Source organism: 'Nostoc azollae' 0708, assembly GCF_000196515.1.
In the GTDB taxonomy this organism is placed as follows: Bacteria; Cyanobacteriota; Cyanobacteriia; order Cyanobacteriales; family Nostocaceae; genus Trichormus_B; species Trichormus_B azollae.
The window spans coordinates 3,524,146-3,549,685 of the sequence record NC_014248.1 but is presented as its reverse complement, the minus strand read 5'-3'; the positions used below and the strand labels follow the sequence as shown (position 1 = coordinate 3,549,685).

Sequence of the window (25,540 nt, the reverse complement as noted above, 5' to 3'; positions counted from 1 at the left end):
GACAAACGCGGGGTATGGGTGTTCCCTTAACCTCTTGGTGTGTAAATAATTTTTGGCATGACATCGGTAATTGGCTAAATCTGGGTATACTAAAGGCAGAAAATATTTTCTACCCTGACATAGCATCACAAATTGTGATACGAGAATTAGGAGGAAATATTCAAGGACGACGGATAGGTGAGATTCTCTGGTTACTAATTATATGGCAACTTTGGTATTCTCGCGTTTTTGGTGTCAACCTAGGATCAAATTCCTGGAATCATCCATTTTTATTTCCTAGTTGGTTATGGAAATTTTACAAAAAATTTTAAATTTAACAACACCATTTTCTCTGAAACTCGCTCAGGAATTATTACAGGTTTACGGTTCTCCTCTCTATGTTTATGATAGCGATATTTTACTTACGCTAAACTATTTTATATAGTACCAAGGCTTTCAATTATTCTCATACAAAGTTTCATTTCGCTAGTGTAAGAAATGGCAATATTGCAGCAGATTTTAAATCTGCTGGTTGGGGACTTCATGCTAATACTCCAGGGGATATTTATTTAGGTTTGAATTCTGGTTTTGATCCTAGAGATATTGTCTATAGCGGTAGTAATTTAAATAGGGAGGAAATGGAACAGTTTCTAAATTGGGGTGTGACTACTCTCAATTTGGATAGTATTTCTCATTTACGTTTTTTGTGTGAGGTTCTTTTGTCTCACGCAGAGTCGCAGAGTCAGAGAATCGCAGAGAGAACGAGGAGTTACGTCTTGGGTTGCGGTTGAATGTTTCTGAAGATAGTCGCATTGGTATTATTTTAGTAGATTTTGATGAGGCTGTTTCTATTGCTAAAAATGTGTGTTTAAAGATTTCAGGGTTACATTTTCATCGGGGTACAGGAACTAATGCAACTTCTGCTTTGACTGATGTGACTGATAATGTTTTAGAAACTGCACAAAAGTTACTATATTGGCAATACATAGATCTTAGTGGTAGTTTTGGTTATCCATATCATCATCAAGGTGCAACTTTTAATTGGGAGATCTTTGGATATGAATTAAGTAGAGGAATTTTAGATTTAAAAGAACATATTGATTTGATAATTGAACCCGGACGCGCTGCTATCAGTGGTTGTCCGACTTTGTTAGCTAAGGTTGTATCTCTTGGCAAGGAGGAAAACAAATTATTGGTGTTGATTCTACTGTGGCTAACATCTCTATTCCTGCTGTACATGGTGGTTACCGAGAAATAGTAACTTGGAAAAATCAAACTTCAGGAAATTACCTCACCACTCTTTGTAGAAATACGACTTATTGACGGGATTACTTAGGGAAGAATTGCCAACTTCCTGCTTTAGAAATTGGGGGTATTATCGGTATTTTTGATATTGGTGCTTATGGTTGGTTATGCAATGTCCTCTCACTTTTTACATCGTCCTAAACCAGCCGAGGTTTTATTGGGAAATGGTACACATTATTTAATTATAAAACGGGAAGATTACAGCGTTTTACTTAGTAATCAGTTCTAGTTCATTAAACGCAGATAACTTCAGATGAATAAGGATGAATAATTTTTACTTTCTTTGGATCTTTGTGCTTTTGCGTGAGATAATTAACTCGATATTTTGATGGATATCACATCACTAAATACAAAAATATGAAATGTATTAACTGCGGAACTGATAATACTTTAAAAGATAGAACAGCAAACCAAGGAAGATACAAACAGTATAATTATCCTTTTACTTCTGAGCCAAAAATAATGGGAAATTTTAAAATTAAAGACCCCATCTGTGCTAAAAGCATTTCTGATCTTCATGCTAAAAATACCTTATTTTTTACACCCAAACAACTGCTTTATTCCCTAGATATTCGTCTGAAAAGTAGAGTTCCATCATCAATTTATATTTTTATAATAGCTTATATTTTCTTCAATGTATTTTTTACAGTCATTTGTGGTTTAGTTTCTTTATCAAAACTAATAATATCAGTATTAACATCTTTTTTGAGAATAAATCTTCCAGAAAATATTAGGTTTATTTTGCCTATTTTAACATTTCCATTGGTGGGGTGATATTTTATTTATTTAAAGTAACTAATTCTGCAAAAATTAACTATATAACTCCTCAAGCAATGGCTAAATTCTTACAAATTCTCGGAGTTGTTGTGATGGTTGCGGCAATTATTGTCAGTATATTTATCATGGAATAATTTATCCTATTTGTTATTAGCGTTATTACAGGAATAATCTGAATATATTTAGGAACTCGACAGAGAGAGGAAATTAAATTAGTTCAGACATTTTTATTTCCTCAATCAGAGTTTCAACAATGGTTAAATAAATGGCAACAAATTAATGGCTCACCACCGAAGATTCTACCATCATCACGACAAGAAATTACACCAGTAACAATCAATCCTGATATGACTGCTTACAGTTTTGAAGGATTAGTGGTTTCTTATAGTTCTAGTGTTGCTCAATTATTAATTGCTAATAATTTCCACTTTGAAAATAACTGTGCAATTCTCAGTATTACCGATTATCCCCAAAGCATTTTCAGTACAACAGTGCAAATGCTGCATCGTAACCCTGATTTAAAAGTTTATGGACTACAATCATGTAGTCCTAAAGGTATTAGTTTAGCACATCCTCTCCGCACTAGTGAGAATTCATTCCTAAACAGCAATATGACAATTACTGATTCCGCAAATATTAATTAAGGTTCTGCTAAGTGGTATTTCTGGAAGTCTTAATTTAGAAAGTAAGTGATGATAGTACTATGATTTTAATGGGTGATTCTGCAAATGATCTTTATATGGTGGAAAGTTTTAGTTAATAGGCTAGTTAAAAATTATGCTTCCAGTATTTAACAGATAAAAGTAAATCAGGATCAAAAATAGAGAAACTGCCATCAATATGAACAAAAATAACTACCTCATTTAATTCAGGAGGTAACTGTACATTCAGCCATTGTTGCTCATAAAAATTCAAGCCACTTTGATAGTCTTTTAAACCAATTTAGTGTGAATTTGGGAGCTAATTCCTGGGGATTTTTCTGCTATTTTTTGCGTATAAGTAGGTTGTTCTACCCAATTTCCAGTAAGTACTCACCAAGCAATATCCAGTAAGAAGCTTTTAAGTAGGCGAGTGTAATTAAATCTAAGATAGAAAATATATCTAAACCTCTGATAAATTAAGGGTTTGAGAAATATTGTTTGATAAATATGAAAGCTGCGAGACTTTTTTATCAATAATTGTGCCTCCCTACTTAACTAGTCCGTTATCACCAGTAAAAATGTTGAGTCTATCAGTTCTCAAATTGAGAAGATGGTCTTACAGACCTTAAATGAAGTTCGTTTAACATTTGATTACTTCTTGAATACGGATTTATTTACCTGCAACCAAATTTCCAAACTCACCAATAACCATAGTTTAACACCATATCTTACCCATATATCACCTTTAAAATCTAATCATTTCTGCAAAATATCCTGATTAATATAAACTGGAATTTCACTATTGCTATTTATTGAATAAAAGTTTTTTCGCTGCTTTCTCCTAATATTTATTAAACCCTAATTGAACAGGAACCATCATTCCATTTTTAGAACGATGAATAATAGTATCTGGTGAAATATTATTCAATTTTTTTTTCAAAACGGCTTTTTATTCCACTCCAGAAAGTTTATATTCTGGAGGAATTTGCATACTTAATTCAACTACTCGCTGATCAAATAACGGTGATAAACCCTGTAAATTAGCTACTTGAGTTAAATTACTCACTTCTGTTAAAATCTGAGCGGCACTTTTAAATTTAATATTCAATGACATTACTTTATTTAAGTAATTAGCATCGGAATCTAAATCATGGGACCATACAGATGGTTCGTTTGTTAAAATTTACTGAATTTCTAGCTTTAAAAGTTGCTGTACATCTAAAGCACATTTTTGAAAAGCTATCGAATATGCTTGTAGAGAATCTTGATTATTGATTGATTGAACCATATAAACTATTAATCAACATCGGTTAATTTTTTGTATCACCAAAGCAAGGATCTCCACCTTCTCCGTTTAGTGTAGTTTTTACGTTCTCTCTTGCTAGTTTTCCTACTAGTAAATTTGCGTACTGTTAAAGGAAGACCTATCGGATCATGTAAATACAACATCATTTCTTGGAGATGTTCCCACATATCTCTAAAGGTAATTTCTAAAATGTGGTGTTGAGTTTTACAGTGTTCAGCAACTAAACTAGAAAATTCTAATTCATTGGGTGTTTCTGTACCAAAATGAACGGAATAAGTATGAACTGCTGCAGTATGCAATTTTGCAGCTAATGCTGTAATACTTCTAGAATCTAAACCACCAGAAAGAAATACACCAACGGGTTGATTGTCAGGTAAATATTCTTTAACAACTTCCTCAAGTAAATAACGTAATTTTTGACTATACCCTTCTAAAGGGTGATTTTTATCTATAATTTGTTCTTGTAGTTGCCAATAATGATAAACTTTTTCTAATGGCATTTCTATAAATGTTCCGGGACGTATTTCTCGGACATATTGCCAAAGTGTTCTTTCTCAGGGAGAAAATGGACAATAAAGGTAATCCCGTAATGCTACTAAATCTAAATTATTGGTGCTATAAGCTGCAAAGGTTGTTAATTTGGGGGAAATCCAACGAGTTAAACCAGTGGTAGTTTAATATAAAGTCCGGCTACCTATGGCATCTCTTCTTGAATATAATACTTGCTTTTATCTATCCCAAATTACTAGTCCAAACATTCCCACCAATAGGGTAAGAGATTGGAAATTGTATTTTTCCCAAAGCTGTGTAATTAATTGTTGATTACTAACATTATCGTTAATATCAATTGCTGAATATCAATTGCCAATTTTTACAGTAGTTCTGCTCGATTACTTAACCATATATCACCAACTATTATAAATCTTTTTGTAGGACTAAGTGCAAATTATTCGGGTGCAGACATAACTGCCAATTTTTCACCTTGCCAAATAACATCTACTCTGAAATTATCTAACTTTCCATAAGCCACGCACCAACTAGGAGATACTTCCAGATTGGAAATTGTAGATTTAGGAGTTTTAAAAACATTAAATAGCATGGAAGATGGATTTATATCGTTTCCTCTCGACAATTGAAAATATGCAGATGATGCACACAATTCTAGTACCCCAAGAAGCAGAATACCAAGCCGTCTGTTGCAGTGTAAGTCGTGTTACTGCTGATCAACCACAGGTGATAGCGATTCCTATGGGGATGAAATTATTACGCCAATTTTTAGCCCTAAATTGCCAACATCTAAATCAGCAACTACTCATGGGTTTATGTGGCAGCTTAAGTCAGTGTTATGGGATTGGTGATCTTGTCCCTTATCGGGATTGTATTTATCAAAGTCATTTACAAGCGTGTACTAGTAATTCCACAGCAGATATATATAAGAAGATTGAGGAGTAAGTATCTTTTGTCAAGGGATGAACGAGTGCTCGCGTAATTTATTTAACCGAGCAAAACAGTAATTTACATGAACAATCTGGTGCTGATCTTGTCGATATGGAAGGATTTGCATTCCTAGAATTTTTCCAGCAACTTGAGACATCAGTGGCAATACTACGAGTCGTCAGTGATGATTCTCTCCATGATATACCTGACGTGACATCAGCCATCAATAGCGATGGTTCACTCCAACCTTTACCACTGGCCTTAGCATTAATCCGACAACCCCTGTCCGCTACTTGGTTGATTCGCGGTTCCTTAAAAGGACTAAAAATATTTATTAGAGAGAGTCGCTTACTGTTTGGCAAGTAAGTCCGTAAACCAGTAGACAGATCCCCGACTTCTCAAAAAAGTCGGAAATCTGAGTATTACAGAACGCAAAGCTTAAATCGCCGCTACTTCCCGTTGAGAATCAAAGAAAATCTCAAAAGAACCAGCAGGTACCATTTGCCGTAAGTGCTGAACATAACCATCTGCGTCTGAACGACTACGGAATCTAGCAACAATTACACGCTCTTTATCCGCAAGAACACGAGCTATAGCCCACCCATTCAACCGATTTTTGTAAGAAATTGCTTGATTTTCTGATTTGGTATCTTTGTAATCTGTGTTTTGTGGCATGATTATATTATCCGTATGAACTTGAGCAAATGGCGTTAGTGCGTCTCTTAGCGGGGATAGCACTAGCGCCTTTAATTGACGATGCCACCTTGTTATTACATAATTTTTGAATTGTCAATACTTAGTGCAACACAATGGTTTTTACTAGGCAAGAAAACTGAGCTCAATCGATTCTACAACTTTGTCATTATACACAAAGCTAATTAATCAAAACAGTTCTGATTTAACTGTAAATAAAGTCACACCTGTTCTGATAAAATAGTTATATCATACTTAGCATATATATTGGTAAATAGATATAGGAATGCTCAATCATATATTATCAAAAAATATGTTGCCTGTTTCCTGCTACCAGTACGAATAAGTATGAATACTCCACGCAAGCTATCAAAAATCGTCCAGGATTGCTATATATGCGACTAACTACAGCAATTTTAAAAAAAGTAGCTACAGAAATGGGTGCTATTATTTTAATAGAACCTGAATATGAATTAATTGGACATATTACCTTTAAAAACGGCAAAACTACCGTTTTTGATAATACTAGACTCAACATTAATGGTTTTGCTTCTGCATACTTAGCTCAGGATAAAGGCTTCTCTAATTATTTTTTGCAGCAACTTGGTTATCGAGTGACAGAGGGTAAAACATTTTTTAATGAAAAAATGTGTGCGAAAGTAGCCAATCCCAGAAATATCCATGATGGTTGGGATTATGCCCAGAAATTAGGACTACCTGTGATTGTTAAGCCGTTAAATTTAAGTTTAGGAATCTTAGTTACGAAAGTATATGACAAATCTGAATACTATCAAGTAGCAGAAAAAATATTTAATATTCAGTCTGTGTTAATTGTAGAAAAATTTTATAATGGTAATGACTTTAGAATTTTAACTTTTGATAATCAAGTAATTGCTACTTATCAAAGAATTCCTTTATCTGTAACTGGTGATGGTAAATCCACAATCTTACAATTACTCCTGACAAAACGTGAACAGTTGCTAAAAACCGGAGAAAGAATATTAATTGATTTAGAAGATTTCCGCATAATGAAAAAAATACACCAACAAAACCTTACTTGGGAAAGTATCCTTGTCAAGGATACTGTAGTTTATCTTTTAGATAATGCAAATCTATCTACTGGTGGTCATTCAATAGACTTTACTGATATTATTCATCCTAATTTTGAGAAACTAGCGATTAATATTACTAAAGATATGGGGTTGAGATTAGCAGGTGTAGATATCCTTACCACTGATATTACTCAACCATTGGTAGATTATACACTGTTAGAAATTAACAGTGCCCCTGGTTTAGCTCATTATGCTTTTCTTGGAGACAAGCAAATACAGAAAGTAGAAAATTTATATCGCCTCATTCTGCAAGCATTAGAAAGAGAATAATCCAGAGTTTCAGATGAACCTAATTCACCAATTTTTACCCAATAAAGATTCAAATTCAGCTTGTAAAGCTTTGATATCTGCAACTCTAGCTACTAATACATTATCTCTACCTGCATCTTTTAATCTGGCTTTCCAATATTGAACACTCTCTACATTGTTCAACCAAAACTGAATCACTGTGTCTACAACTTGATCGAAATTCCAACTTCCAGATGGTGAAACGGATTCCAGAGATTCTAGAAATGCATCTAGTGTACAGATTGGTGTTCCCAAGTATTCAACTCCTTGGGGCTGATTTTTCTGCCAACTCTTTTGTTGATGATTGAAAAAGTACAAAACTGGAGATACTCCTACAATGTCAAATGCATATTTCATACCAGTCCTCCCAATCAGTTAGATGAGTGAATATGGCTGCGCTACACAAGCGCAAGATGACGAACTAATGTTATTGCTGTATATTCAACTATAACTACAAAAAAGTAAAATTACCATCTCAATTACAGCTTTTGACAATTATGCCAAATCTTTTCAAGAAATTAGCACTTGTTGATTGAGAGTGCTACACCAGGAGTCAGGAGTAAAACTCTCTTTCTGTCTAGGTTTCAACTTAGATTCTGTACCTCATTTATCTGCAATCTACTGTAAGTTAGATTCAAATATTTGATGTGTCAGGCAATAGTTTCCAATATTAATTCAGGAGTCTCAATTATTTTTCATAAATTTTTAATTATCCGCTCTGTCTACCAATTAAAAAATAAGTTGTCATTTCACATACCTTGATATTAAAAATATGGTAAAGGGTTACAGGTTCTTTGACACCTTATCCCTTGCCCTTGGAACGCAAAACCTGACAACTATTTGAATATGACTTGATTAACAACTAGTACCGCCGTGAATTCAAAATGCCTCTTTCACAAGAGCTACCCTAACAAAATATCTCCTTCGGAGACCCTACGCTAACAAAGTTCAAAATGTATATGGTGTAAGCTTTTCAGAGATTTGAAATGGTTGGTTTATTTACCCCGTACTGCACTAGGGACAAAACAAAGTCTCCCGCGTATCCCTACCGGTAATAGGATTAGTACCTTTGGCCAGGTTGCATAATTTTTTCTGCTCATCTTGACGCAGCAATGCATCAGTAAAATCCGCTCCGTCAACTATGGCACCATCAAATTTAGCACTGGCAGCAAACGCACCTTCTAACACGGCATTGGTTAAATTGGCTCTAATCAGACGAGCCGAATCCAAGGTAGCATTGGTCAAATCAGCACCTTCTAAGTTTGCAGATTCTAGATTTGCTGCAAAAAAGCTCACACCACGCAAGTTAGCACCAGTAAAATTACTCTGACGAAGATTAGCTTTGGTAAAACTGGAGTCTCTTAAATCACGTCGAGAAAAATCAGCTTCAATCAAAATTTCTTTGTTGTATTCTAGTGCTAAAGCCGTTGATGCTAAACCGACCAATGCTGTAATAGGAATAATTGCCCAGAGTAATAAACTGAGTACGAGTGATGAAATTCGATACTTAGTATTCATGATATTTTTAATGGATGTTAATAAATCTCTAAACCTCCTCCATCTAATTATCCAGATATCGGTGACATAGGAGAAGACCTGGTAGCCCAATGGTTACAATCTAAAGGTTCGGAAATTCTGCACCGTAGCTTTTCTTGTCGGTGGGGAGAGATTGATATTGTTGCCTAGTATGACGACAACAAAGCCACAGCAAATCATCAAAATGGCAATTATCAGGACTCAATACTGGCATTTGTAGAGGTAAAAACCCGCAGTGCTGGCAATTGAGATGCAGGAGGTAGAAACGCTATTACTTCACAAAACCAAGCAAAACTTTGTCACACACCAGGAATATTTTCAGCTCAGTATCCTAAAAAGGCTGATTATCCGTGCCGGTTTGATGTGTCCTTTGTTTTTTATAATCGCTTGTAAAAAGATATTGATGGGGTGATAATTACCCGTGAAACTCTGGGGAGTTTATCAATACCGGGATATGAGTTTAAGCTGCAAGATTATATTCTAGCAGCTTTTGATGCACCAATTTGAGTTATTAATTGGTCAGTTGTCAGTAGGGTGAAAATTATGCACGCTGCACTCTTGGTTTTTTGTGACTTATGACTTGTCACTGGTTTTCAAGCCAGTGTTTCTGGGCAATAGCCCAAGCCCCGGACAAATTGTTGTCGGAATGCTTCTATTTCTTCTTTTTCTGGGCTACCATGAGATACAACTGCTACTTGGTAACGGCGCATTACATCTACAGGATACTGTCCTGCTTCCAAACTCCAAAGTGCCATTTGCACCCGCATGGGTGGCTCGTAACTAATTCCTAATTCATTACAGAAAGCCCGAAAATCACCATCTTCTTGGGCTGAGACAGGATCTCTAAGTTTTATCCTTACTACCCAACCATCAATTTGATGAATTACGGTGATGAAGGAAACAGGTGTTTGGGGTCTGTTGTGCAGGTGTTGAACGACCCTGAGAGTTAAACTAGCATTGGCCAGGTAATATAAATATTCCATGATGGTGTTTGGGATCAAATCCAATCCTACATCTATATCTTCCTCAATAAAGGAGATTTCCCGGTAGGGTAAAAGTCCCCGTTTTTATATGGGGAGATTTACCCAATTTTTATCAGTTATAAGTTATTCAGTTATCAGTTGCCAGCGGTTATTCTCCCTCTACACCCTGCCCATCTGCCCCTCTGTATCCTGTTCCCACTTAAATCAATAACATAAGTAATTTGTAGGAAATGTCTAACTTAGAGATTCAAGATGTTGATTTAGACCGTTCATTATCTGGGTATGACTATGAACTTCCACCCGAACTGATTGCCCAAAATCCAGCAGTTCCCAGAGATACTTCACGGTTACTGGTGGTTAATTCTCCGAATATCGGTGAGGAAATACCAGCCTTAAATCACATTTTCCGGGATTTGCCTGATCTCCTACAACCGGGGGATTTATTAGTTATGAATAATACGAAAGTGATGCCCGCACGTTTGTATGGTCGCAAGTTAACGGGGGCAGAAGTGGAAGTGTTGCTGTTGGAAGAAAAACAGCCTAATTGTTGGTTGGCTTTGGTGAAGCCAGGAAAGCACTTCAAAGTTGGAACTAAAATTATTTTTGGTGGTAATAAATTAGGACGGGCTAAACACCCCGCTACAACTAATGACGATGAATTGATGGCTATAGTTGTGGACAAAGATACGGCAACTGGTGGCCGATTATTGCAATTTGATTTACCAGAATATAGGTCTTTGGTGCAAGTGTTGGAGAATTTTGGTGAAATACCTCTGCCTCCTTATATCACTGGGTCAACGGCTGCTGATGAACAATATCAAACTGTATATGCCCAACAAACTGGTGCGATCGCAGCCCCAACGGCAGGTTTACATTTTACACCAGAACTTTTAGAAAAATTGCGCGCTCGCGGCATTAATCAAGCTTTTTTGACGCTACACGTCGGTGTCGGTACTTTTCGTCCTGTGGAAGTAGAAGATGTCACTACTCACCAAATGCACTCAGAATGGATTGAGGTGAATAGCGCTACGGTAGAGGAAATCCGAGCTACTAAGGCTGCTGGAGGACGTATTATTGCTATTGGTACTACAGTAGTTCGTGCTTTAGAAGGTGCAGCCCAATCTGGGGATTTACAGCCGTATGTGGGTAAGGTAAATTTATTTATTTATCCTGGTTATCAATGGCAGGTAGTGGAGGGTTTGATCACTAATTTCCACCTCCCCCGTTCCAGTTTGCTGATGCTCGTAAGCGCCTTGATTGGTAGAGAAAGATTGTTGAAGATTTATCAACAGGCGATCGCATCTCAATATCGTTTTTATTCCTTTGGTGATGCCATGTTAATTTTATGATTGGGCATTGGGGACTGGGGAAGTAATTTTGCTAATGACTAATAATTATTTAGGAAGTGAATTGTGAATTTTCGATGTAGTTTTGGGTAATCTGATGTTGTGAGGATCTTAAATATAAATACAGGAGTGCTTACTTATATGTCTAAAGAATTGCAATCTAATCAGTCTTTATCCAGTCTAATTAAACCATCATTCTACAGAAATTCTGTACAGAGATTAGCAATTCTGTTTGCTTCCTCTGCATTTTTAATGTTGGCTTTACCGACAATTAATTTAACGGGTAGTAAATTGTTAGCGCAGAATGCGGTTTCTCAGGATTTAGATGCGGCTATATTATACCAATTGGGAGTGACACGCTATAACCGCAGAGACTTACAAAGTGCAGAATATGCCTTTCGTCAAGCTTTACAACGAGATAGTAATATTGGGTTAGCACGGAATTATTTAGGTAATATTTTGATGGAGCAAAATCGCCTAGATTTAGCTGTACAAGAATATGGAGAAGCAATTAGACTGATTCCCAATTTTGGTGAATTTTATTATAATTTAGGGTTGGCTTTGCAAAAACAGGGACAGAAAGAAGCGGCAATTGCTGCTTATCGCCAAGCCTTAGCAGCAAATCCAAAAATGGCAGCGGCTCAGTATAATTTGGGAGTGATATTGTATGAAGAGGAACGGTGCCAAGAAGCGATCGCCGCTTACCAGGAAGCTATTAATTTAGACCGAAACAATGCTAATGCTTACTTTAATTTAGCGATCGCTCTGCAACAAGAAGGTCAATTAGAACAAGCGATCGCTACTTATCGTCAAATCTTAAAGCTAAATCCTGAAAATACTGTAGCTTACAATAATTTAGGTAGTCTCATGGTAATTCAAGGTCAGCCCTCAGAAGCTATTGCCATCTACCAAAAAGCTATTGGCCAAAATCCCAAAAATGCCTTAGCTTACTATAACTTAGGAGTAACTTTATACAATCAAGGTAATTTAAAAGAAGCTAATGCCGCATTAAAACGCGCTCGTCAAGAATATGGTGAACAAGGAAACACTGAAAGAACCACCACAATTGACGACATGATTCAGAAAATTAGCGAGTATTTAACACCTAAAAAACCTCAACACACACAAACCACAACTCCCACTCCAAATAACAGTGATGTAGTGCTACCAACACCGGAAATGCAAACACCGCAAATGCAAACACCTGAACAACAAAAGCCAGAAAAATCTACTCATGTGCCTAAAACAGTTGAACAAAAACCATAGGTGACAGTTAACAGTTATAAGGTAAGAATTCAGGAGTCAGGAGTCACAATAGACCTCTTGCAGAATTAATTTTATGTTATAATCAGGGCTTGTGTTTGTTTTAGCCAAAAGTTAGAGTTACAGGGTTGTGTTTGAATTAGCGAGCCCAAACAACACCGAAAATACATAAAATCTAAAAATCTCTATCATAGGACATAAAGAATTTTGCAATAGGTCTAATGTTTGAGAAATTAGTTTATCAAATAGAGATTTTTGGCGTTGGCCTGAAAAAGCTTGCTGCTGATGGCTGTTTGCCTAGGGTGCGGTTAGGCATTAGCTGAATGCTTACGTTATAAGTTATCTCTAAGAATAGGCAAAGGCAAAGATAATATTTTGTCTTCTGCCTCCTGCCTTTTGCCATCAAATTGGCAACCGATTAATATCTTTATTACAACCAATCACTACCATTGCCGAGCCGCGTTCTAAACGCTTGCTGGGGTCAGGATTAATCTTAAATTTACCATCCTGACTTACTGCCAACAAATTTAAACCATAACGATTACGAAGTTGAATTTCAGCAACAGTTTTACCATGAAATTCATCAGGAACAATAACCTCAACAATACTGTTATCTGGGTCAAGATCAAATCGATCTAAAATTGATGGTTTAGTTAATGTTCTTGCTAAAGCACAACCAGCTTCATACTCGGGAAAAACAACATGATCTGCTCCCACGCGCTTTAACAATTTACGATGAACTTCACTAGAAGCTTTAGCAACGACATGAGGTACACCAGCTTCTTTAACATTGAGAGTGGTGATAATACTTTCTTGAATATAGTTACCAATTGCCACAATTACTGTATCAAACTCCAGAATACCAGCTTCTTTAAGAGCCGCAGGTTCAGTTGAATCTAGTTGTACAGCATGACTGACTAATTCTTCAGTTAATGCTTCACAAACCCGCTTTTGATCAACATCTGTAGCCAGAATCTGATAACCTAAATTATGCAGTGTAGAACAAACAGAACGGCCAAATCGACCTAACCCAATTACGGCAAATTGCTGGTTATCATGACGTAAACTGCGAAAAAACTTCAATGATGAAAGATTCATAATTTGTCAGGGAATAGGGAAGAGGGAAGGTAAGAGGTAAAAGTTTTTCCCAATTACCAATTAACCAACAAGCAAATTTTCTTCAGGATAGTGGATTCTACTGGGACGAGGATCACCTAATATCGCTGACATCAATAATAAAACACCGACTCTCCCAATATACATTGTGAGAATCAAAATTATTTTTGCTGTTGTGGAAACACCACCAGTTATACCTGTAGACAAACCCACTGTACCGAATGCTGATACCACTTCAAAAAGAATTTGAATAAACTCTAATTTAGGGTCTGTGATACTAATTAAAATTGTCCCACCTATCACAGTAGCTAGAGAACCAAAAACTACTCCTATAGCTTTTAATATCAGTGATATTGCTATCTTACGATCATACAATAAAACTTCCTCTTTTCCTTGGAGGATAGCTTTTGTACAACTGGTAAGAACTCTTAAAGTTGTCGTTTTTATACCTCCTCCTGTACCACCAGGGCTTGCACCAATAAACATCATTGCAATGGTAATAAATAAACCAGCATCCGTCATTTGCCCAATATCAATGGTATGAAATCCAGCAGTTCTAGGAGTAACTGATTGAAACCAAGCTGATAATAATTGGTTAGTAAAACTCAAATCACCTAATGTTTTAGGATTTCTGACTTCTATACAGAAAAAGGCGATTGTTCCCAAAATTAAAAGCAGGAGAGTTGTACTGGTTGCTACTTTAAAATCAAGAGAAAATACGATGGCATTGGGCTTTTTTAAAAATCTATCACGCATCCAAAGATATATATCTAAAATTACCTGATAACCAATTCCTCCAAAAATAATCAAGCCTGTGATAGTGAAAACTACTAAACCAGAACTTTGATAGCCTATTAAATTATCTTTAAACAAACTAAAACCAGCATTGTTCCAAGCATTGATGCTATGAAATATTGCTAACCACAGTCCTTTATTCCAACCATAATCAGGAACAAAAGCTGGTAATAATAACAATATTCCTGTGATTTCAAAAACCATGGTGGTAGCAATAATTGAACGGATAATTTGCGTGCTACCACTGATGCCTGGACGGTCTAAAGCTTGTTGAATTGCTACTTTTTGTCGCAGATCAAATCTGCGTCCAATTAACAAAATCAAGAATGTGGTAGTTGTCATATATCCTAAACCACCAATTTGAGCTAATAGTGTGATAAACAATTGACCCCAAAAGGAGAAAAAGATGCCAGGCTCAACTACAGATAACCCTGTAACACAAACTGCGGAAGTTGAGGTAAAAAGTGCTACAATTGGGTTATTCCACATACCATTGCTAGTTGATAAAGGCATCATTAACAGGATGGTTCCTACCAAGATGACAGCCAGAAATCCTAAGCAGATTGTGCGAGCAACAGTCATAAGTAATTTAAAAATCTTCTTCTGGAAGCAAAATCGCCTTATCTAATTAAATACACAGATGGTAGCCTAACTATATGTTTTTCAAAATTTGCCTTGTTCTTTATCTGGTGGATCCATGAGTACAAAAGTTTATCAGCAAATTCAACAATTTTACGATGCCTCCTCTGGTCTGTGGGAACAAATATGGGGAGAACACATGCACCACGGCTATTATGGTGCAGATGGTAAGCAGCAAAAAGACCATCGTCAAGCGCAAATTGATTTAATTGAAGAACTGCTGAATTGGTCAGGTGTGAAAGATGCGGAGAATATACTTGATGTGGGTTGTGGGATTGGTGGCAGTTCTTTATACTTAGCTGAAAAATTTAATGCCAAATCAACGGGTATTACACTGAGTCCTGTACAAGCTGCTAGAGCTACCCAAAGAGCTTTAGAGGCTAATTTGGGTGCAAGCAGTCAGTTTCTGGTGGCTAATGCTCAAGAAATGCCTTTTCCTGATAATTGTTTTGACTTGGTATGGTCACTGGAAAGTGGTGAACATATGCCAGATAAAACGAAGTTTCTGCAAGAGTGTTACCGGGTGTTAAAGGCTGGTGGTACTTTAATTATGGTAACTTGGTGTCATCGACCTACCCATGAGTTACTACTAACTCCTGATGAAAAAAAGCATTTGCACGATATTTATCGGGTCTATTGTTTACCTTATGTGATTTCGTTACCAGAGTATGAAGCGATCGCACATCAATTACCATTAAACAACATCCACATGGCTGATTGGTCAACTGCTGTGGCTCCTTTTTGGAATGTGGTTATTGATTCAGCTTTTACCCCCCAGGCATTTTTCGGGTTATTGTTTTCTGGTTGGAGTACAATTCAAGGTGCGCTTTCTTTAGGGTTGATGCGTCGGGGTTATGAACGAGGGTTAATTCGGTTTGGTTTGCTGTGTGGAAATAAATAGTAAGTAGGTAGACACAAATAAATATAACTATGTAACAAAATGTAAATTACTTGAAACCCTTGGGATTGCTTGATTCCCCTTTGCTGCATTTGCCATGACATAGTTATAAATTTCTACGCCTACCTACTTATTTAGCAGTCAATAGTCAGCAGTAAAAAATGAATCAATTTTATCAACAAAATTCGCCTATTTTTCCAGGAAGTTGGCTTTATGCTTTTTGGAAATTCTCTCGACCGCACACGATTATTGGTACAAGTTTAAGTGTGTTGGGTTTATATTTGCTAACCCTCGGTGTCACTTCTACAAGTTTTTCTAATGTTCATATTTGGCATATCCTTAGAACTTGGGCTGCTTGTATATCTGGCAATATTTATATTGTTGGTTTAAATCAAGTGGAAGATGTGGAAATTGACAAAATTAATAAACCTGATCTACCCATAGCTTCAGGTGAATTTACCAGGGAACAAGGAAACTTAATTGTCATTATTACAGGGATTTTAGCTTTGGTTTTAGCATGGCTAAATAGTCCATTTTTATTGGGAATGGTGACAGTAAGTTTAGCAATTGGTACTGCTTATTCTTTACCACCTATTAGATTGAAACAGTTTCCCTTTTGGGCAGCATTGTGTATTTTTTCTGTGCGGGGAGGTATTGTTAATTTAGGGTTATTTCTGCATTTTAATTGGTTATTTCAAAGAAGCCAAGGTATTCCTGCGGCAGTTTGGGTTTTGACAGTATTTATCTTGGTGTTTACATTTGCGATCGCCATCTTTAAAGATATCCCCGATATGGAAGGCGATAAACTTTACAATATTACTACTTTTACTCTCCAACTGGGTCAACAAGCAGTATTTCATCTTGCCCTTTGGGTATTAACAGTTTCCTATGTCGGCATGATTTTTGTTGGTATGTTACGCATAGCTGAAGTTAACCCTATATTTTTGTTTATCACCCATATAATAGTCCTGATTATTATGTGGAGACAAAGTAGAAGGGTAGACTTGCAAGACAAAGATGCAATTTCTCGGTTTTATCAATTTATCTGGAAACTGTTTTTTCTCGAATACTTAATTTTCCCTCTTGCCTGTATTTTAGCTTAAAATCATGTTAGATAATTCACCCGTTGGTAACATTGTTGCTATCTCTCTAGTAACTGTCAGTATTGGATTTCTCATTTATTTTGGCTGGAAAACATTAACTACCTCAAATTTATTCCAAAAAGGTATTAAGCTGTGTCAAGCAAAAGATTATAATGGCGCAGAAGCAGCTTTCCGCCAAGTAATTTCGATTAACTCTACTAATGATATAGTGCGGTTGTTATTAGGCGATATTTTAAAACATCAAGGTAAAACTGAAGAAGCAAAAGAATTATTTAGTGAAGTAATTAGTCGTAGTCCTAAAAACCCTGATGCTTACCTAAGATTGGCAAATATTTTACTGCTGCAAAACAATCAGCAAGAAGCAGTAAATAACCTCCAAAAATCCAAATATTTATTCCAAAAACAACGCCAACCTCAGAAAGTAGAAACCATAGATAAAATTCTCCAAGATATAGCAGGTAAAAACTGATAGGTGATAGGGAGGAGTTTTTACTAATTACTAACGACTAATGACTAACAATAAAGTTTACCTCGTCGGTGCAGGTCCTGGAGACGTAGCATATTTAACTGTTAAAGCCTATCGTCTCTTAGCATCTGCTCAAGTATTAGTTTATGATGCTTTAGTAGATGCCGAATTATTAAATTGTGTACCTCCTGATTGTTTGAAATTAGATGTTGGTAAACGTGGAGGTAAACCCAGCACTTCCCAAGCTAAAATTAACAATTTATTGGTGAAGCATTGCCTGGAAGGGAAACAAGTTGTTAGACTTAAATCAGGTGATCCGTTTATTTTTGGTCGCTCTATTTCTGAAATTGAATCCCTCAAAGCTGCTGGTTGTGATGTTGAAGTTATATCGGGAATTTCTTCAGCTTTAGCAGCACCTTTACTCGCAGGAATACCCCTGACAGACCCCGTTTTCAGTCGCTGTTTTGCTGTGCTGACAGCACATAAACCAGATGTTTTGGACTGGGAAGCACTATCAAGATTAGAAACTTTAGTAATTTTGATGGGGGGAAAACATCTAGCGGAAATAGTCCATCAACTGCTAAAATATGGGCAATCGCACTGCAAACCCATAGCCATTATTCGTTGGGCAGGAACTCCTAGTCAAGAAGTTTGGACAGGCGAACTCGGTAATATTTTGGAAAAAACTGCGGGTATATATCTCTCCCCTGCGGTAATCGTCATCGGTGAAGTTGTAGGATTACGGAAATTTCTATAGTATCTCAGATACCTAAACTTCCAGAAGAAGTCGGTGATCTTATCGTTAGCGAATGAGTTAGGACTGGTAAATAAAATGAAAAAATATAAACTATTGAATATAAACTAAGTAGGTAGACACAAATAAACATCAGTTTGTAACAAGATGTAAATTACTTGAAACCCTTGGGATTGCTTGATTCCCCTTTGCTGCATTCGCCATGACATAGTTATAAATTTTTCGTTATAAATTTTTCTGCCCACCTACTTATTATTTAGTCTTCTTACAACTATAAAATCGTGCATAGCCATCATTCTATCACCCCATCACCCCATCCTTCTACCACTACCCTTGCAGGTAAAACCATCTTAGTTACCCGTTCAGTCGGACAGTCCAGGCAATTTAGCGATCGCCTTACCGCCGGAGGTGCTACAGTGATTGAAATGCCTGCTTTAGAAATTAGACCCCCTTCCAGTTGGACACCTTTAGATCAAGCAATATCTAAGTTATCAAGCTTCGACTGGTTAATTCTTACTTCGAGCAATGGTGTAGAATACTTTTTTAACAGACTCCAAACCAAAGGTAAAGATAAAAGCGCCTTAAAGAAGGTAAAAGTTGCTCTTGTTGGTGCAAAAACAGCCCAAAGTCTTAAAAAACAAAATATTCAGCCAGATTTTATCCCTCCCCACTTTATCGCTGACTCTTTAGTAATGAACTTTCCCGAAAACCTAGCAGGTAAGAAGATTTTATTTCCCAGAGTTGAAAGCGGAGGAAGACAAGTTTTAGTCAAAGAATTAACCGCTAAAGGTGCAGAAGTTATAGAAGTTCCTGCTTATGAATCTTGCTGTCCTCAAAGTATTCCCCCAGCTGTAGAAGTAGTTTTGCGAAATGGAACTTTAGATTTAATCACCTTTGCTAGTTCTAAAACAGTACAATTTTTTTGTCTATTAACAGCAGCTAAATTTCCAGAGGGAATGACACAATACTTAACCAAAACTTGCATTGCTTCCATTGGTCCCCAAACTTCTGAAACTTGCCATGATCTATTTGGTCGTGTTGATATAGAAGCAGAAGAATACACTGTAGATGGATTAACTAAAGCAATTATTCAATGGGCGCAAGGGTGACTAGGGAGATGAGGGAGATGAGGAGAAAAAAAATACTTTACCTATTCCCTATTTCCAATATTTTCTAATGACCCATGACTAATGACCAAACGTTTAATCGGTTTAACTGGTGGTATCGCTACAGGTAAAACTACAGTGGCTGATTATTTAGCTACTGCTTATGATTTACCAATTTTAGATGCAGATATTTATGCTAGAAATGCAGTATCTGCTGGTTCACCTGTTCTGGCACAAATTGCCCAACGTTACAACAAAGGGATTTTACTTCCAGATGGTAATTTAAATCGTGCCAAGTTGGGAGAAATTATTTTTAATCAACCAGAAGAACGTAATTGGGTAGAAAATGTTATTCATCCTTATATCACGAATTGTTTTCACCCAGAAATCACTAAATCATCTGCACCCATACTAGTTTTAGTTATTCCTCTGTTATTTGAAGCCGATTTAGAACATCTAGTTAGTGAAATTTGGGTTGTATCGTGTTCAGCAGAACAGCAACAAGAGAGATTAATTCAGCGAAATAATTTAAGCAGTGAACAAGCAGTAGCTAGAATTAATAGTCAGTTACCAATCTCAGAAAAACTTGCACGTGCTGATGTTATTTTAGATAATTCCTCCAGTTTAGAATCACTTTTACAACAGGTAGATGTATTGATGAAAAGTAGGGGCGAAGCATTCCGAAAATAGCCTTTGGTAAAAACCGATAATTAATCTACTGAATGCTTCACCCGTAGAGTAGTCAAAAGTATGATTAATTAACTGTGTATTCAAGCCAATTTATTTGTGATTTTTGGTTATGGTTGTAACTCTAGAAGAATTAACTGCTTTAATTTTTTACGAATTTCTGGAAATCCCGAATTAGGATAAGGTACGGGATTTTTGACCACTTTTTCTAAAGTCCTATAATAGGGGTCTTTGTCCAGCGATTTAGTCTTAAATACACTATAGCTAGCAGCAATTAAATAACGCGGTATGGCATTTTCACCTGCATCTTTACTACTTAGGGCCTGCTGAAAAAGTCACTAAAAGGCAAGAGAAGAAATGACTAAGTAGTCAGGCAGGGGTAAAGATACGTTTTTGTTGTCTGAAATTAGACAAAGTATCACTTTTATTAATAGAAGAACTAAAAAAGGATGTTGTTTTGAAAAATCGCCATAAAAAAATACAAAAAACCCGTATAATTTTTTCTCGCTATATTCTTGTAGCTTCTCGGTTTATTTATCTTTTTTACTTCCAGGGAGTTATATAAAATATCTATAGTTTTTCTGTTTGCTTTCTTGCTTGATTCAATAGGGTTTTTACCTATTTTAACTCTTCTCCTTGGACCTTATTCACTTTTTATCCCCCCAAATCTCTTAATTTATCTAAGTTTTTCATTTATATGGCTTAACGCCACACTACGCTATCAGCAAGCCCTATTTAATAGTAAATATTCTCTCTATGTCAACCCCTACAATGCTTTCATCTATTTTCTCATAGATTTCTTAATACTGTTTTATAAGTGTAGCCAATAATTTAGCATAACAAGTAATGAAGAGCCTTAATTTTATTAATGATTTAACTTTCTCCCCCCACAACTATATCTCTGATTCGCAAACTTGGCCCACCACAACCGACAGGTAAACCATTTTGTCCACCTTTACCGCATCCACCTGATTCATCCCAGTAAAAATCATCACCTATCGCTTCTATATCTGCAAGGGTTTGGAAAACATTACCGGAAAGGGTGACATCTTTCACAGGTTCAGCTATGTTGCCATTTCTAATCATCCAGGCTTCACCGGCGGTAAAGGTGAACATTTCCCCGTTTGTCATTCCACCTAACCAGTTACGAGCATAAACCCCTTCTGTAATATCAGTAAATAAGTCTAGGACTGGTGTATTACCTCTCTCAATCCAGGTGTTTGTCATTCGCACAATGGGAGAAAAGTGATAATCGAGACAACGAGCATTACCTGTGGGTGCTTCTTCTAATTTGCCCGCAGTTTCACGAGAATGCAAACGCCCGACTAAAACACCATCTTTAATTAACTGCGTAGTTGTCGCTGGTACGCCTTCATCGTCGTAAAAATAACTACCGCGATGACCTTGTGGGGCTGCACCATCAAAAATTTGCAGTTCTTCGGAGCCAAAGCGACGGCCAAGGGTCATAACTTCGAGTAAGTCGGGGTTTTCATAAGCCATATCTGCTTCAGAAAGATGCCCGAAAGCTTCATGGACAAATAAACCACTCAGTATGGGATCAATTACGACTGTATAAGTGTTGCCTTTAACTGGGGGTAAGGATAAGGCTGTAACTGCTCTTTCTGCGGAACTTTTAACTTGAGCATCTAAATTTACTAAATCTTCGTAGGCTTTGCGAGAACCGATGGTTTCTCTACCAGTTTGTACGGTGTCGCTGTTTCTTGCTGTGGCTGCAAAGCGCATTTCCATATCTACCCAAGACTGTTCAATGAGAGTTCCTTCAGAGGTAGCAATAATCACTTTTTGGGCGCTATCACCATAGCGGACAGAGGTTGTGGTGATGCGGTGGTCAACACTTTTTAATAATTCGGTATAGTGATCGCACAATTCTTTTTTTTGTTTTAGGGAAACTCGACGCGGGTCAATACCCGTCAAAGGCAACTCACAGATGGCTTTGATTGGGTCAATGGGCGCGAGTATAGTTTCTTCATCTCCCACTATTCTAGCTGCTGCAATCGCTTCTTCTATCCGTTCTTTGATAGTAGCTAACTGGTTGAAACTACTTAACCCCCAGCCTCCTTTATAACAAGCACGAACATGGCCACCAATAGAGATGCCTTCGCTGAGAGTTTCTATCTTGTCACCACGCAAGAAGATATCTGTTCCTTCTGCCTCTTCTAAGCGAATCATCAAATAATCCACGCGGGAGCTATAGCGGGTGATTAGCTCAGATAGTAAATTTTGTACGTCAGCAAGTGTATTTAGCATTCTTGTTAGTGTTCATGACGAACTGTATTTATTTTGCAACTATTTAGATCAATGTTGCTGGTCGAAGGCAATCTGCTTTTAAAATTCTCTTCAAGAACATATTCTTCAGCCACTCTTCCATAGATGAAAATCGCTTTAAACCAATAAATCCATCATATTCGAAAAATGGTTCTACTTCAAACACGTCTAATTTTAAAGATTTTTCAATTTTACCACAGATCTCCTCAAACCCGGGACTGGGACTATCAATAGTGACAACTAAATTAGGATCATTAGGATCATTTTCTTTCTTGAGCAAACTTAATAATTTCTTGTGCCACATTCCCCCGACGAATTTCTACAGGTAATTCTAGTAAACATTCATAAATAAAAGTTAGCCGTTTTAAACTGAGTTGCCATTCCTCAATTAAAGGATCATCCCAAATCGAAAGTGCTGGGATATTAGGGTACCTTTTAAATGTGGGGTTATTAGGACTCAAACAATCTCCATGTACCCAAATAATTGGTTTCTTCATATTACTAGTTCGTAATGAAAGATAATTGATGTATGCGATACCCAGAAGTCTGTTTAGCCATATATACAAGCATATAATAGTTCTGATTTACACAGATCAGAAATTACAGGTTTTATGGATAAATATCATTGATTTATAGATTGTCTAGATGTGAATGAAGAGAATAATTTTGATGATTCAGAATTTTAGTATATATGCGCCCACAGATTTCTACACATAACATAAATATAATTAAAAATTTTACTTTTCTCAAGTTTTAACGTGGTGCGATCACATCGGGAGGATAGAGTTTTGGCAGAAAGACTCAAATAGGAAGCAAACCATTGAGATAAGCACAAGGAAGGGAAAGGATTTGGTAGACACTTTCAACATTCCACTGTGGACCAGAAATTTAAATCCTTGCTCCAATCTGTTGAATAGCAGATTCGACAGATCCAGAACCAATAGAACACAGTTGTTCAGCTGGGTAGTAGGTGTAGTTAATAATGCCAGTGGGATGTTTTTCGAGATAAGCGAAAAACTTCTTAACTTGTTTGCCTCGACAATTATTAAATAAAGCTTGAATTGGCTCTATCTAACCTTACCACAATAAACTCTCAACAGCTTGGAGATGCTTTAAATAACCACCAATTTGATAAAGATTCTCTTTGAGGAGATCCCAATCCAAAATTTCCAAAGGTTTGAATTTTTTAGTTCCAAACTCTTTAACTAAATTCCAAACTCCATCATGACCATCCCCCAAACACACAAGGGGGTTAACCAAAGACTGGCTATTAACATAATCAACTTATGATTGATTAGTTGTTATCAAAAAATGCGCCATCATAAATTCCTTGTAGACGAAGGATTTTATTTATAGTCTCGCCAGTACCAGCCTGGTTGTGGTTTGCCCCCTAGTCGTACTTTTCCACCATCCATGCTCACTTCACAGACAGCCTGTTTTCCTTGCGGTAGCTCCCAATCTTGTTCCACAACTAGTTTTTGTTGCCTCCTATGGCCAACTTTTACTCCTGTTAATGTCTCAATTTCAACTTCTGCTGTTTGATTTGATATGATTTCTTAGCTGATAGCCTCAAGCAGCACTTTTGAAGTAATGGACTTAATCGACTTCTTGGCTTCAAACCCAGTCTCTTCAACTGTTTAGCTTTTAGTTTTAGTTCTCCTCTCCTACTAAGGTTTTAACTTTCCTGGTTTTACCTACTTTCCTTCCGGTTGTTTCTTCGATAAAAAAGGGGTATTTCTGAACTTACCACTTCTAATATTTGACTCCTTACTGTTTTTTGTATGCCTTCCAAGTCTGTTATCTGACTTTTGTCTGCTTCTTCATATAACAATGTTGCCTATTCTTCTAAGTAGGGTTTGACCCGTTCTTTTTTATCCTGGTTCATGGTTGCTAATCCACACTTGTTTATCCTTATATTCTCCTATCACTTGTGTATATTCTAATAGTGGATCCTCCCATCAAATCACCTATCCAAGGCTTGGTTAAAGCAGTGAGGATATGAAATCCAGAGACTAACAAACATCCAATTCAGACACAGAATTTTAACGAACTTGTCTCCCGTATTCCCAAATTTGACTATTCGGCTTTTTACTAAACTCCCCTTTCAGAAAAAGCCGTTGTTCTAAGTCATAATAAAAGTTATGTGTTCAAACTACAGATGTAACCCATCATGAATTCATTGCAAATTTAAGTGCTACTCGTTTAGCAATGGAAGCATTAGTGATCGCAACTCCTAGGCAGTTACCAAATAATCACCCAGCTTATCAATTAACATCGCCCGGTTTTAATCTTTCAATCGCAATTAATAACGGTGCTAATAGTATATTCTTAGCAGAAGTTCCAGGGATTAAAGATTTAACTGTTCCCACTATTGAAACTTCTTTTAACTTGATGAATAAGGCCTATTGAGAAAAGTCTTTTTCGTATTATTCCCTATTAAAAGATATCGAAGTGCGGGGAATAAAACCGAAGTTATTGCCAGACTTTCCTTACCAGGACGATACTCTGTTATTATGGGAAGCGATCGCAAAATATACAACTCGCTATTTACAACCTTACTATCCAGATGACAAAGCAGTAATACAAGACCCCTATTTACAAAATTGGGCTCAAGAACTCAGCCCACCTCTAAACACCCGTACCAAATCAGATTTTTCCCAAGTACCTGCATGGTTTTCCAAAGAATTAGTAGTAGCATCAGGAATAGAACCCCAAGAATTACCTTCCTATCCCCGTATACCTGGATTTACAAAAATAGGTAGCTTGCAGCAATTAATCGACATTGCAACTATCACCATTTTTACCTGTAGACCACAGCACGCAGCCGTAAATTTCAGTCAATATGATTTTTGTTATTTACCTAATGCACCTTTAGCAAACTATAGCCTACCAGGTACACCACCCACTTTATAAGAAAAATAACCTCCCAAAGATAAAGACTTATAACAAATACAATTAACTTTTTCACTAAGTAGGATTAATTGGAGTAAATTAGCGAGTTCTGAGTTTATTCAGTTTACAGAT

The 25,540-nt window shown here is 36.7% G+C and carries 27 protein-coding genes and 4 pseudogenes; 20 read left to right on the top strand and 11 right to left on the bottom strand.

What is annotated here, in order from left to right; genetic code table 11:
• The first annotated feature begins 14 nt into the window (after positions 1-14).
• From AAZO_RS38880 to AAZO_RS38865, 7 genes are all read left to right on the top strand, one after another.
• The gene (locus AAZO_RS38880) at positions 15-311 is read left to right on the top strand and encodes a hypothetical protein (protein ID WP_228371250.1); all 297 of its coding nucleotides are present in this window, start codon (positions 15-17) and stop codon (positions 309-311) included.
• A gap of 102 nt (positions 312-413) precedes the next feature.
• On the top strand, positions 414-770 hold the full coding sequence (locus AAZO_RS41560; RefSeq protein ID WP_338027209.1) for a type III PLP-dependent enzyme domain-containing protein: 357 nt from the start codon (positions 414-416) through the stop codon (positions 768-770).
• Positions 767-1,237 carry a type III PLP-dependent enzyme domain-containing protein gene (locus AAZO_RS41555; RefSeq protein ID WP_266885646.1) on the top strand — a complete coding sequence of 157 codons (471 nt, stop codon included), beginning with the start codon at positions 767-769 and terminating at the stop codon, positions 1,235-1,237. Before AAZO_RS41560 ends, AAZO_RS41555 begins: the two co-directional genes overlap by 4 nt.
• 144 nt (positions 1,238-1,381) lie before the next feature.
• A complete protein-coding gene (locus AAZO_RS41550) occupies positions 1,382-1,513 on the top strand; it encodes a hypothetical protein (protein WP_266885643.1) in 132 nt (43 codons plus the stop codon).
• 128 nt (positions 1,514-1,641) lie between these two features.
• Positions 1,642-2,058 (top strand): hypothetical protein, encoded by a 417-nt coding sequence (locus AAZO_RS38875; RefSeq protein ID WP_041641051.1) that lies wholly within the window; start codon positions 1,642-1,644, stop codon positions 2,056-2,058.
• Positions 2,055-2,195, top strand: a complete 141-nt coding sequence (locus AAZO_RS38870) for a hypothetical protein (protein ID WP_228371249.1) — start codon at positions 2,055-2,057, stop codon at positions 2,193-2,195. Before AAZO_RS38875 ends, AAZO_RS38870 begins: the two co-directional genes overlap by 4 nt.
• A 213-nt stretch (positions 2,196-2,408) precedes the next feature.
• On the top strand, positions 2,409-2,705 hold the full coding sequence (locus AAZO_RS38865; protein WP_049790780.1) for a toprim domain-containing protein: 297 nt from the start codon (positions 2,409-2,411) through the stop codon (positions 2,703-2,705).
• A gap of 946 nt (positions 2,706-3,651) precedes the next feature.
• On the opposite strand, the gene AAZO_RS38860 is transcribed toward AAZO_RS38865, so the two are convergent.
• Both AAZO_RS38860 and AAZO_RS38855 read right to left on the bottom strand, forming a co-directional pair.
• Positions 3,652-3,816: an asparagine synthase-related protein gene (locus AAZO_RS38860; RefSeq protein WP_266885638.1), complete on the bottom strand. Its 165-nt coding sequence runs from the start codon at positions 3,814-3,816 to the stop codon at positions 3,652-3,654.
• A 209-nt stretch (positions 3,817-4,025) separates the two neighbouring features.
• Complete coding sequence (locus AAZO_RS38855; protein WP_228371248.1) at positions 4,026-4,508, bottom strand: asparagine synthase-related protein; 483 nt, start codon at positions 4,506-4,508, stop codon at positions 4,026-4,028.
• Between the two features lie 646 nt (positions 4,509-5,154).
• On the opposite strand from AAZO_RS38855, the gene AAZO_RS42700 reads away from it, so the two are divergent.
• Together AAZO_RS42700 and AAZO_RS42695 are read left to right on the top strand one after the other, a co-directional pair.
• Positions 5,155-5,460: a hypothetical protein gene (locus AAZO_RS42700; protein ID WP_338026910.1), complete on the top strand. Its 306-nt coding sequence runs from the start codon at positions 5,155-5,157 to the stop codon at positions 5,458-5,460.
• Between the two features lie 36 nt (positions 5,461-5,496).
• Complete coding sequence (locus AAZO_RS42695; RefSeq protein ID WP_420807069.1) at positions 5,497-5,811, top strand: nucleoside phosphorylase-I family protein; 315 nt, start codon at positions 5,497-5,499, stop codon at positions 5,809-5,811.
• A 72-nt stretch (positions 5,812-5,883) separates the two neighbouring features.
• On the opposite strand, the gene AAZO_RS16500 is transcribed toward AAZO_RS42695, so the two are convergent.
• Positions 5,884-6,120, bottom strand: a complete 237-nt coding sequence (locus AAZO_RS16500) for a hypothetical protein (RefSeq protein ID WP_013192111.1) — start codon at positions 6,118-6,120, stop codon at positions 5,884-5,886.
• Between the two features lie 413 nt (positions 6,121-6,533).
• Between AAZO_RS16500 and AAZO_RS16495 the strand changes: the two genes are divergently transcribed.
• On the top strand, positions 6,534-7,520 hold the full coding sequence (locus tag AAZO_RS16495; RefSeq protein WP_013192110.1) for a cyanophycin synthetase: 987 nt from the start codon (positions 6,534-6,536) through the stop codon (positions 7,518-7,520).
• Between the two features lie 24 nt (positions 7,521-7,544).
• Here the strand turns inward: AAZO_RS16495 and AAZO_RS16490 are convergent, their stop codons facing one another.
• Positions 7,545-7,895 carry a hypothetical protein gene (locus tag AAZO_RS16490; protein ID WP_013192109.1) on the bottom strand — a complete coding sequence of 117 codons (351 nt, stop codon included), beginning with the start codon at positions 7,893-7,895 and terminating at the stop codon, positions 7,545-7,547.
• Positions 7,896-8,552: 657 nt separating this feature from the next.
• Entirely contained in the window at positions 8,553-9,056 is a 504-nt protein-coding gene (locus tag AAZO_RS16485; protein WP_013192108.1) for a pentapeptide repeat-containing protein, read from the bottom strand.
• A 24-nt stretch (positions 9,057-9,080) separates the two neighbouring features.
• Between AAZO_RS16485 and AAZO_RS42690 the strand changes: the two genes are divergently transcribed.
• Positions 9,081-9,224, top strand: coding sequence for a YraN family protein (locus tag AAZO_RS42690; protein WP_338027208.1), 144 nt, complete (start codon positions 9,081-9,083; stop codon positions 9,222-9,224).
• 443 nt (positions 9,225-9,667) lie between these two features.
• On the opposite strand, the gene AAZO_RS16480 is transcribed toward AAZO_RS42690, so the two are convergent.
• Positions 9,668-10,057 (bottom strand): hypothetical protein, encoded by a 390-nt coding sequence (locus tag AAZO_RS16480; protein WP_013192107.1) that lies wholly within the window; start codon positions 10,055-10,057, stop codon positions 9,668-9,670.
• A 230-nt stretch (positions 10,058-10,287) separates the two neighbouring features.
• Between AAZO_RS16480 and queA the strand changes: the two genes are divergently transcribed.
• On the top strand, positions 10,288-11,406 hold the full coding sequence (queA, locus tag AAZO_RS16475; protein ID WP_013192106.1) for a tRNA preQ1(34) S-adenosylmethionine ribosyltransferase-isomerase QueA: 1,119 nt from the start codon (positions 10,288-10,290) through the stop codon (positions 11,404-11,406).
• Between the two features lie 138 nt (positions 11,407-11,544).
• A complete protein-coding gene (locus tag AAZO_RS16470) occupies positions 11,545-12,669 on the top strand; it encodes a tetratricopeptide repeat protein (RefSeq protein ID WP_013192105.1) in 1,125 nt (374 codons plus the stop codon).
• Between the two features lie 399 nt (positions 12,670-13,068).
• Here AAZO_RS16470 and AAZO_RS16465 read toward each other — a convergent pair whose 3' ends face one another.
• Together AAZO_RS16465 and AAZO_RS16460 are read right to left on the bottom strand one after the other, a co-directional pair.
• Positions 13,069-13,764, bottom strand: a complete 696-nt coding sequence (locus AAZO_RS16465; RefSeq protein ID WP_013192104.1) for a potassium channel family protein — start codon at positions 13,762-13,764, stop codon at positions 13,069-13,071.
• Between the two features lie 60 nt (positions 13,765-13,824).
• Positions 13,825-15,159: a TrkH family potassium uptake protein gene (locus AAZO_RS16460; protein WP_013192103.1), complete on the bottom strand. Its 1,335-nt coding sequence runs from the start codon at positions 15,157-15,159 to the stop codon at positions 13,825-13,827.
• Between the two features lie 115 nt (positions 15,160-15,274).
• On the opposite strand from AAZO_RS16460, the gene AAZO_RS16455 reads away from it, so the two are divergent.
• The 6 genes and pseudogenes from AAZO_RS16455 to coaE all read left to right on the top strand — a co-directional run bounded on the left by AAZO_RS16455 (position 15,275) and on the right by coaE (position 20,233).
• Positions 15,275-16,117, top strand: coding sequence for a methyltransferase domain-containing protein (locus tag AAZO_RS16455; protein WP_013192102.1), 843 nt, complete (start codon positions 15,275-15,277; stop codon positions 16,115-16,117).
• A gap of 158 nt (positions 16,118-16,275) precedes the next feature.
• Positions 16,276-17,217 carry a homogentisate phytyltransferase gene (locus AAZO_RS16450; RefSeq protein ID WP_013192101.1) on the top strand — a complete coding sequence of 314 codons (942 nt, stop codon included), beginning with the start codon at positions 16,276-16,278 and terminating at the stop codon, positions 17,215-17,217.
• A gap of 4 nt (positions 17,218-17,221) precedes the next feature.
• Entirely contained in the window at positions 17,222-17,686 is a 465-nt protein-coding gene (locus AAZO_RS16445) for a tetratricopeptide repeat protein (RefSeq protein WP_013192100.1), read from the top strand.
• A gap of 40 nt (positions 17,687-17,726) precedes the next feature.
• Positions 17,727-18,437, top strand: a pseudogene (gene cobA / locus AAZO_RS16440) (uroporphyrinogen-III C-methyltransferase); the annotation flags it as partial.
• 281 nt (positions 18,438-18,718) lie between these two features.
• The gene (locus AAZO_RS16435) at positions 18,719-19,546 is read left to right on the top strand and encodes a uroporphyrinogen-III synthase (RefSeq protein WP_049790779.1); all 828 of its coding nucleotides are present in this window, start codon (positions 18,719-18,721) and stop codon (positions 19,544-19,546) included.
• Between the two features lie 81 nt (positions 19,547-19,627).
• On the top strand, positions 19,628-20,233 hold the full coding sequence (coaE, locus tag AAZO_RS16430) for a dephospho-CoA kinase (protein WP_013192099.1): 606 nt from the start codon (positions 19,628-19,630) through the stop codon (positions 20,231-20,233).
• An 870-nt stretch (positions 20,234-21,103) separates the two neighbouring features.
• Here coaE and AAZO_RS16425 read toward each other — a convergent pair.
• From AAZO_RS16425 to AAZO_RS16415, 3 genes and pseudogenes are all read right to left on the bottom strand, one after another.
• Positions 21,104-22,498: a TldD/PmbA family protein gene (locus AAZO_RS16425; RefSeq protein ID WP_013192098.1), complete on the bottom strand. Its 1,395-nt coding sequence runs from the start codon at positions 22,496-22,498 to the stop codon at positions 21,104-21,106.
• Positions 22,499-22,587: 89 nt separating this feature from the next.
• A pseudogene (locus tag AAZO_RS16420) lies at positions 22,588-23,013 on the bottom strand (hypothetical protein); the annotation flags it as partial.
• Positions 23,014-23,317: 304 nt separating this feature from the next.
• Positions 23,318-24,347, bottom strand: a pseudogene (locus AAZO_RS16415) (ISKra4 family transposase).
• A 323-nt stretch (positions 24,348-24,670) separates the two neighbouring features.
• Here AAZO_RS16415 and AAZO_RS16410 point away from each other — a divergent pair.
• Positions 24,671-25,429 (top strand): annotated as a pseudogene (locus tag AAZO_RS16410) (lipoxygenase family protein); the annotation flags it as partial.
• Positions 25,430-25,540 lie beyond the last annotated feature (111 nt).

Coding starts and splice junctions, on each gene's coding strand:
- AAZO_RS38880 (WP_228371250.1), top strand. CDS start 15: ATGGGTGTTCCCTTAACCTCTTGGTGTGTAAATAATTTTTGGCATGAC.
- AAZO_RS41550 (WP_266885643.1), top strand. CDS start 1,382: ATGGTTGGTTATGCAATGTCCTCTCACTTTTTACATCGTCCTAAACCA.
- AAZO_RS38875 (WP_041641051.1), top strand. CDS start 1,642: ATGAAATGTATTAACTGCGGAACTGATAATACTTTAAAAGATAGAACA.
- AAZO_RS38865 (WP_049790780.1), top strand. CDS start 2,409: ATGACTGCTTACAGTTTTGAAGGATTAGTGGTTTCTTATAGTTCTAGT.
- AAZO_RS38860 (WP_266885638.1), bottom strand. CDS start 3,816: ATGTCATTGAATATTAAATTTAAAAGTGCCGCTCAGATTTTAACAGAA.
- AAZO_RS38855 (WP_228371248.1), bottom strand. CDS start 4,508: ATGCCATTAGAAAAAGTTTATCATTATTGGCAACTACAAGAACAAATT.
- AAZO_RS42700 (WP_338026910.1), top strand. CDS start 5,155: ATGATGCACACAATTCTAGTACCCCAAGAAGCAGAATACCAAGCCGTC.
- AAZO_RS16500 (WP_013192111.1), bottom strand. CDS start 6,120: ATGCCACAAAACACAGATTACAAAGATACCAAATCAGAAAATCAAGCA.
- AAZO_RS16495 (WP_013192110.1), top strand. CDS start 6,534: ATGCGACTAACTACAGCAATTTTAAAAAAAGTAGCTACAGAAATGGGT.
- AAZO_RS16490 (WP_013192109.1), bottom strand. CDS start 7,895: ATGAAATATGCATTTGACATTGTAGGAGTATCTCCAGTTTTGTACTTT.
- AAZO_RS16485 (WP_013192108.1), bottom strand. CDS start 9,056: ATGAATACTAAGTATCGAATTTCATCACTCGTACTCAGTTTATTACTC.
- AAZO_RS16480 (WP_013192107.1), bottom strand. CDS start 10,057: ATGGAATATTTATATTACCTGGCCAATGCTAGTTTAACTCTCAGGGTC.
- queA (WP_013192106.1), top strand. CDS start 10,288: ATGTCTAACTTAGAGATTCAAGATGTTGATTTAGACCGTTCATTATCT.
- AAZO_RS16470 (WP_013192105.1), top strand. CDS start 11,545: ATGTCTAAAGAATTGCAATCTAATCAGTCTTTATCCAGTCTAATTAAA.
- AAZO_RS16465 (WP_013192104.1), bottom strand. CDS start 13,764: ATGAATCTTTCATCATTGAAGTTTTTTCGCAGTTTACGTCATGATAAC.
- AAZO_RS16460 (WP_013192103.1), bottom strand. CDS start 15,159: ATGACTGTTGCTCGCACAATCTGCTTAGGATTTCTGGCTGTCATCTTG.
- AAZO_RS16455 (WP_013192102.1), top strand. CDS start 15,275: ATGAGTACAAAAGTTTATCAGCAAATTCAACAATTTTACGATGCCTCC.
- AAZO_RS16450 (WP_013192101.1), top strand. CDS start 16,276: ATGAATCAATTTTATCAACAAAATTCGCCTATTTTTCCAGGAAGTTGG.
- AAZO_RS16445 (WP_013192100.1), top strand. CDS start 17,222: ATGTTAGATAATTCACCCGTTGGTAACATTGTTGCTATCTCTCTAGTA.
- coaE (WP_013192099.1), top strand. CDS start 19,628: ATGACCAAACGTTTAATCGGTTTAACTGGTGGTATCGCTACAGGTAAA.
- AAZO_RS16425 (WP_013192098.1), bottom strand. CDS start 22,498: ATGCTAAATACACTTGCTGACGTACAAAATTTACTATCTGAGCTAATC.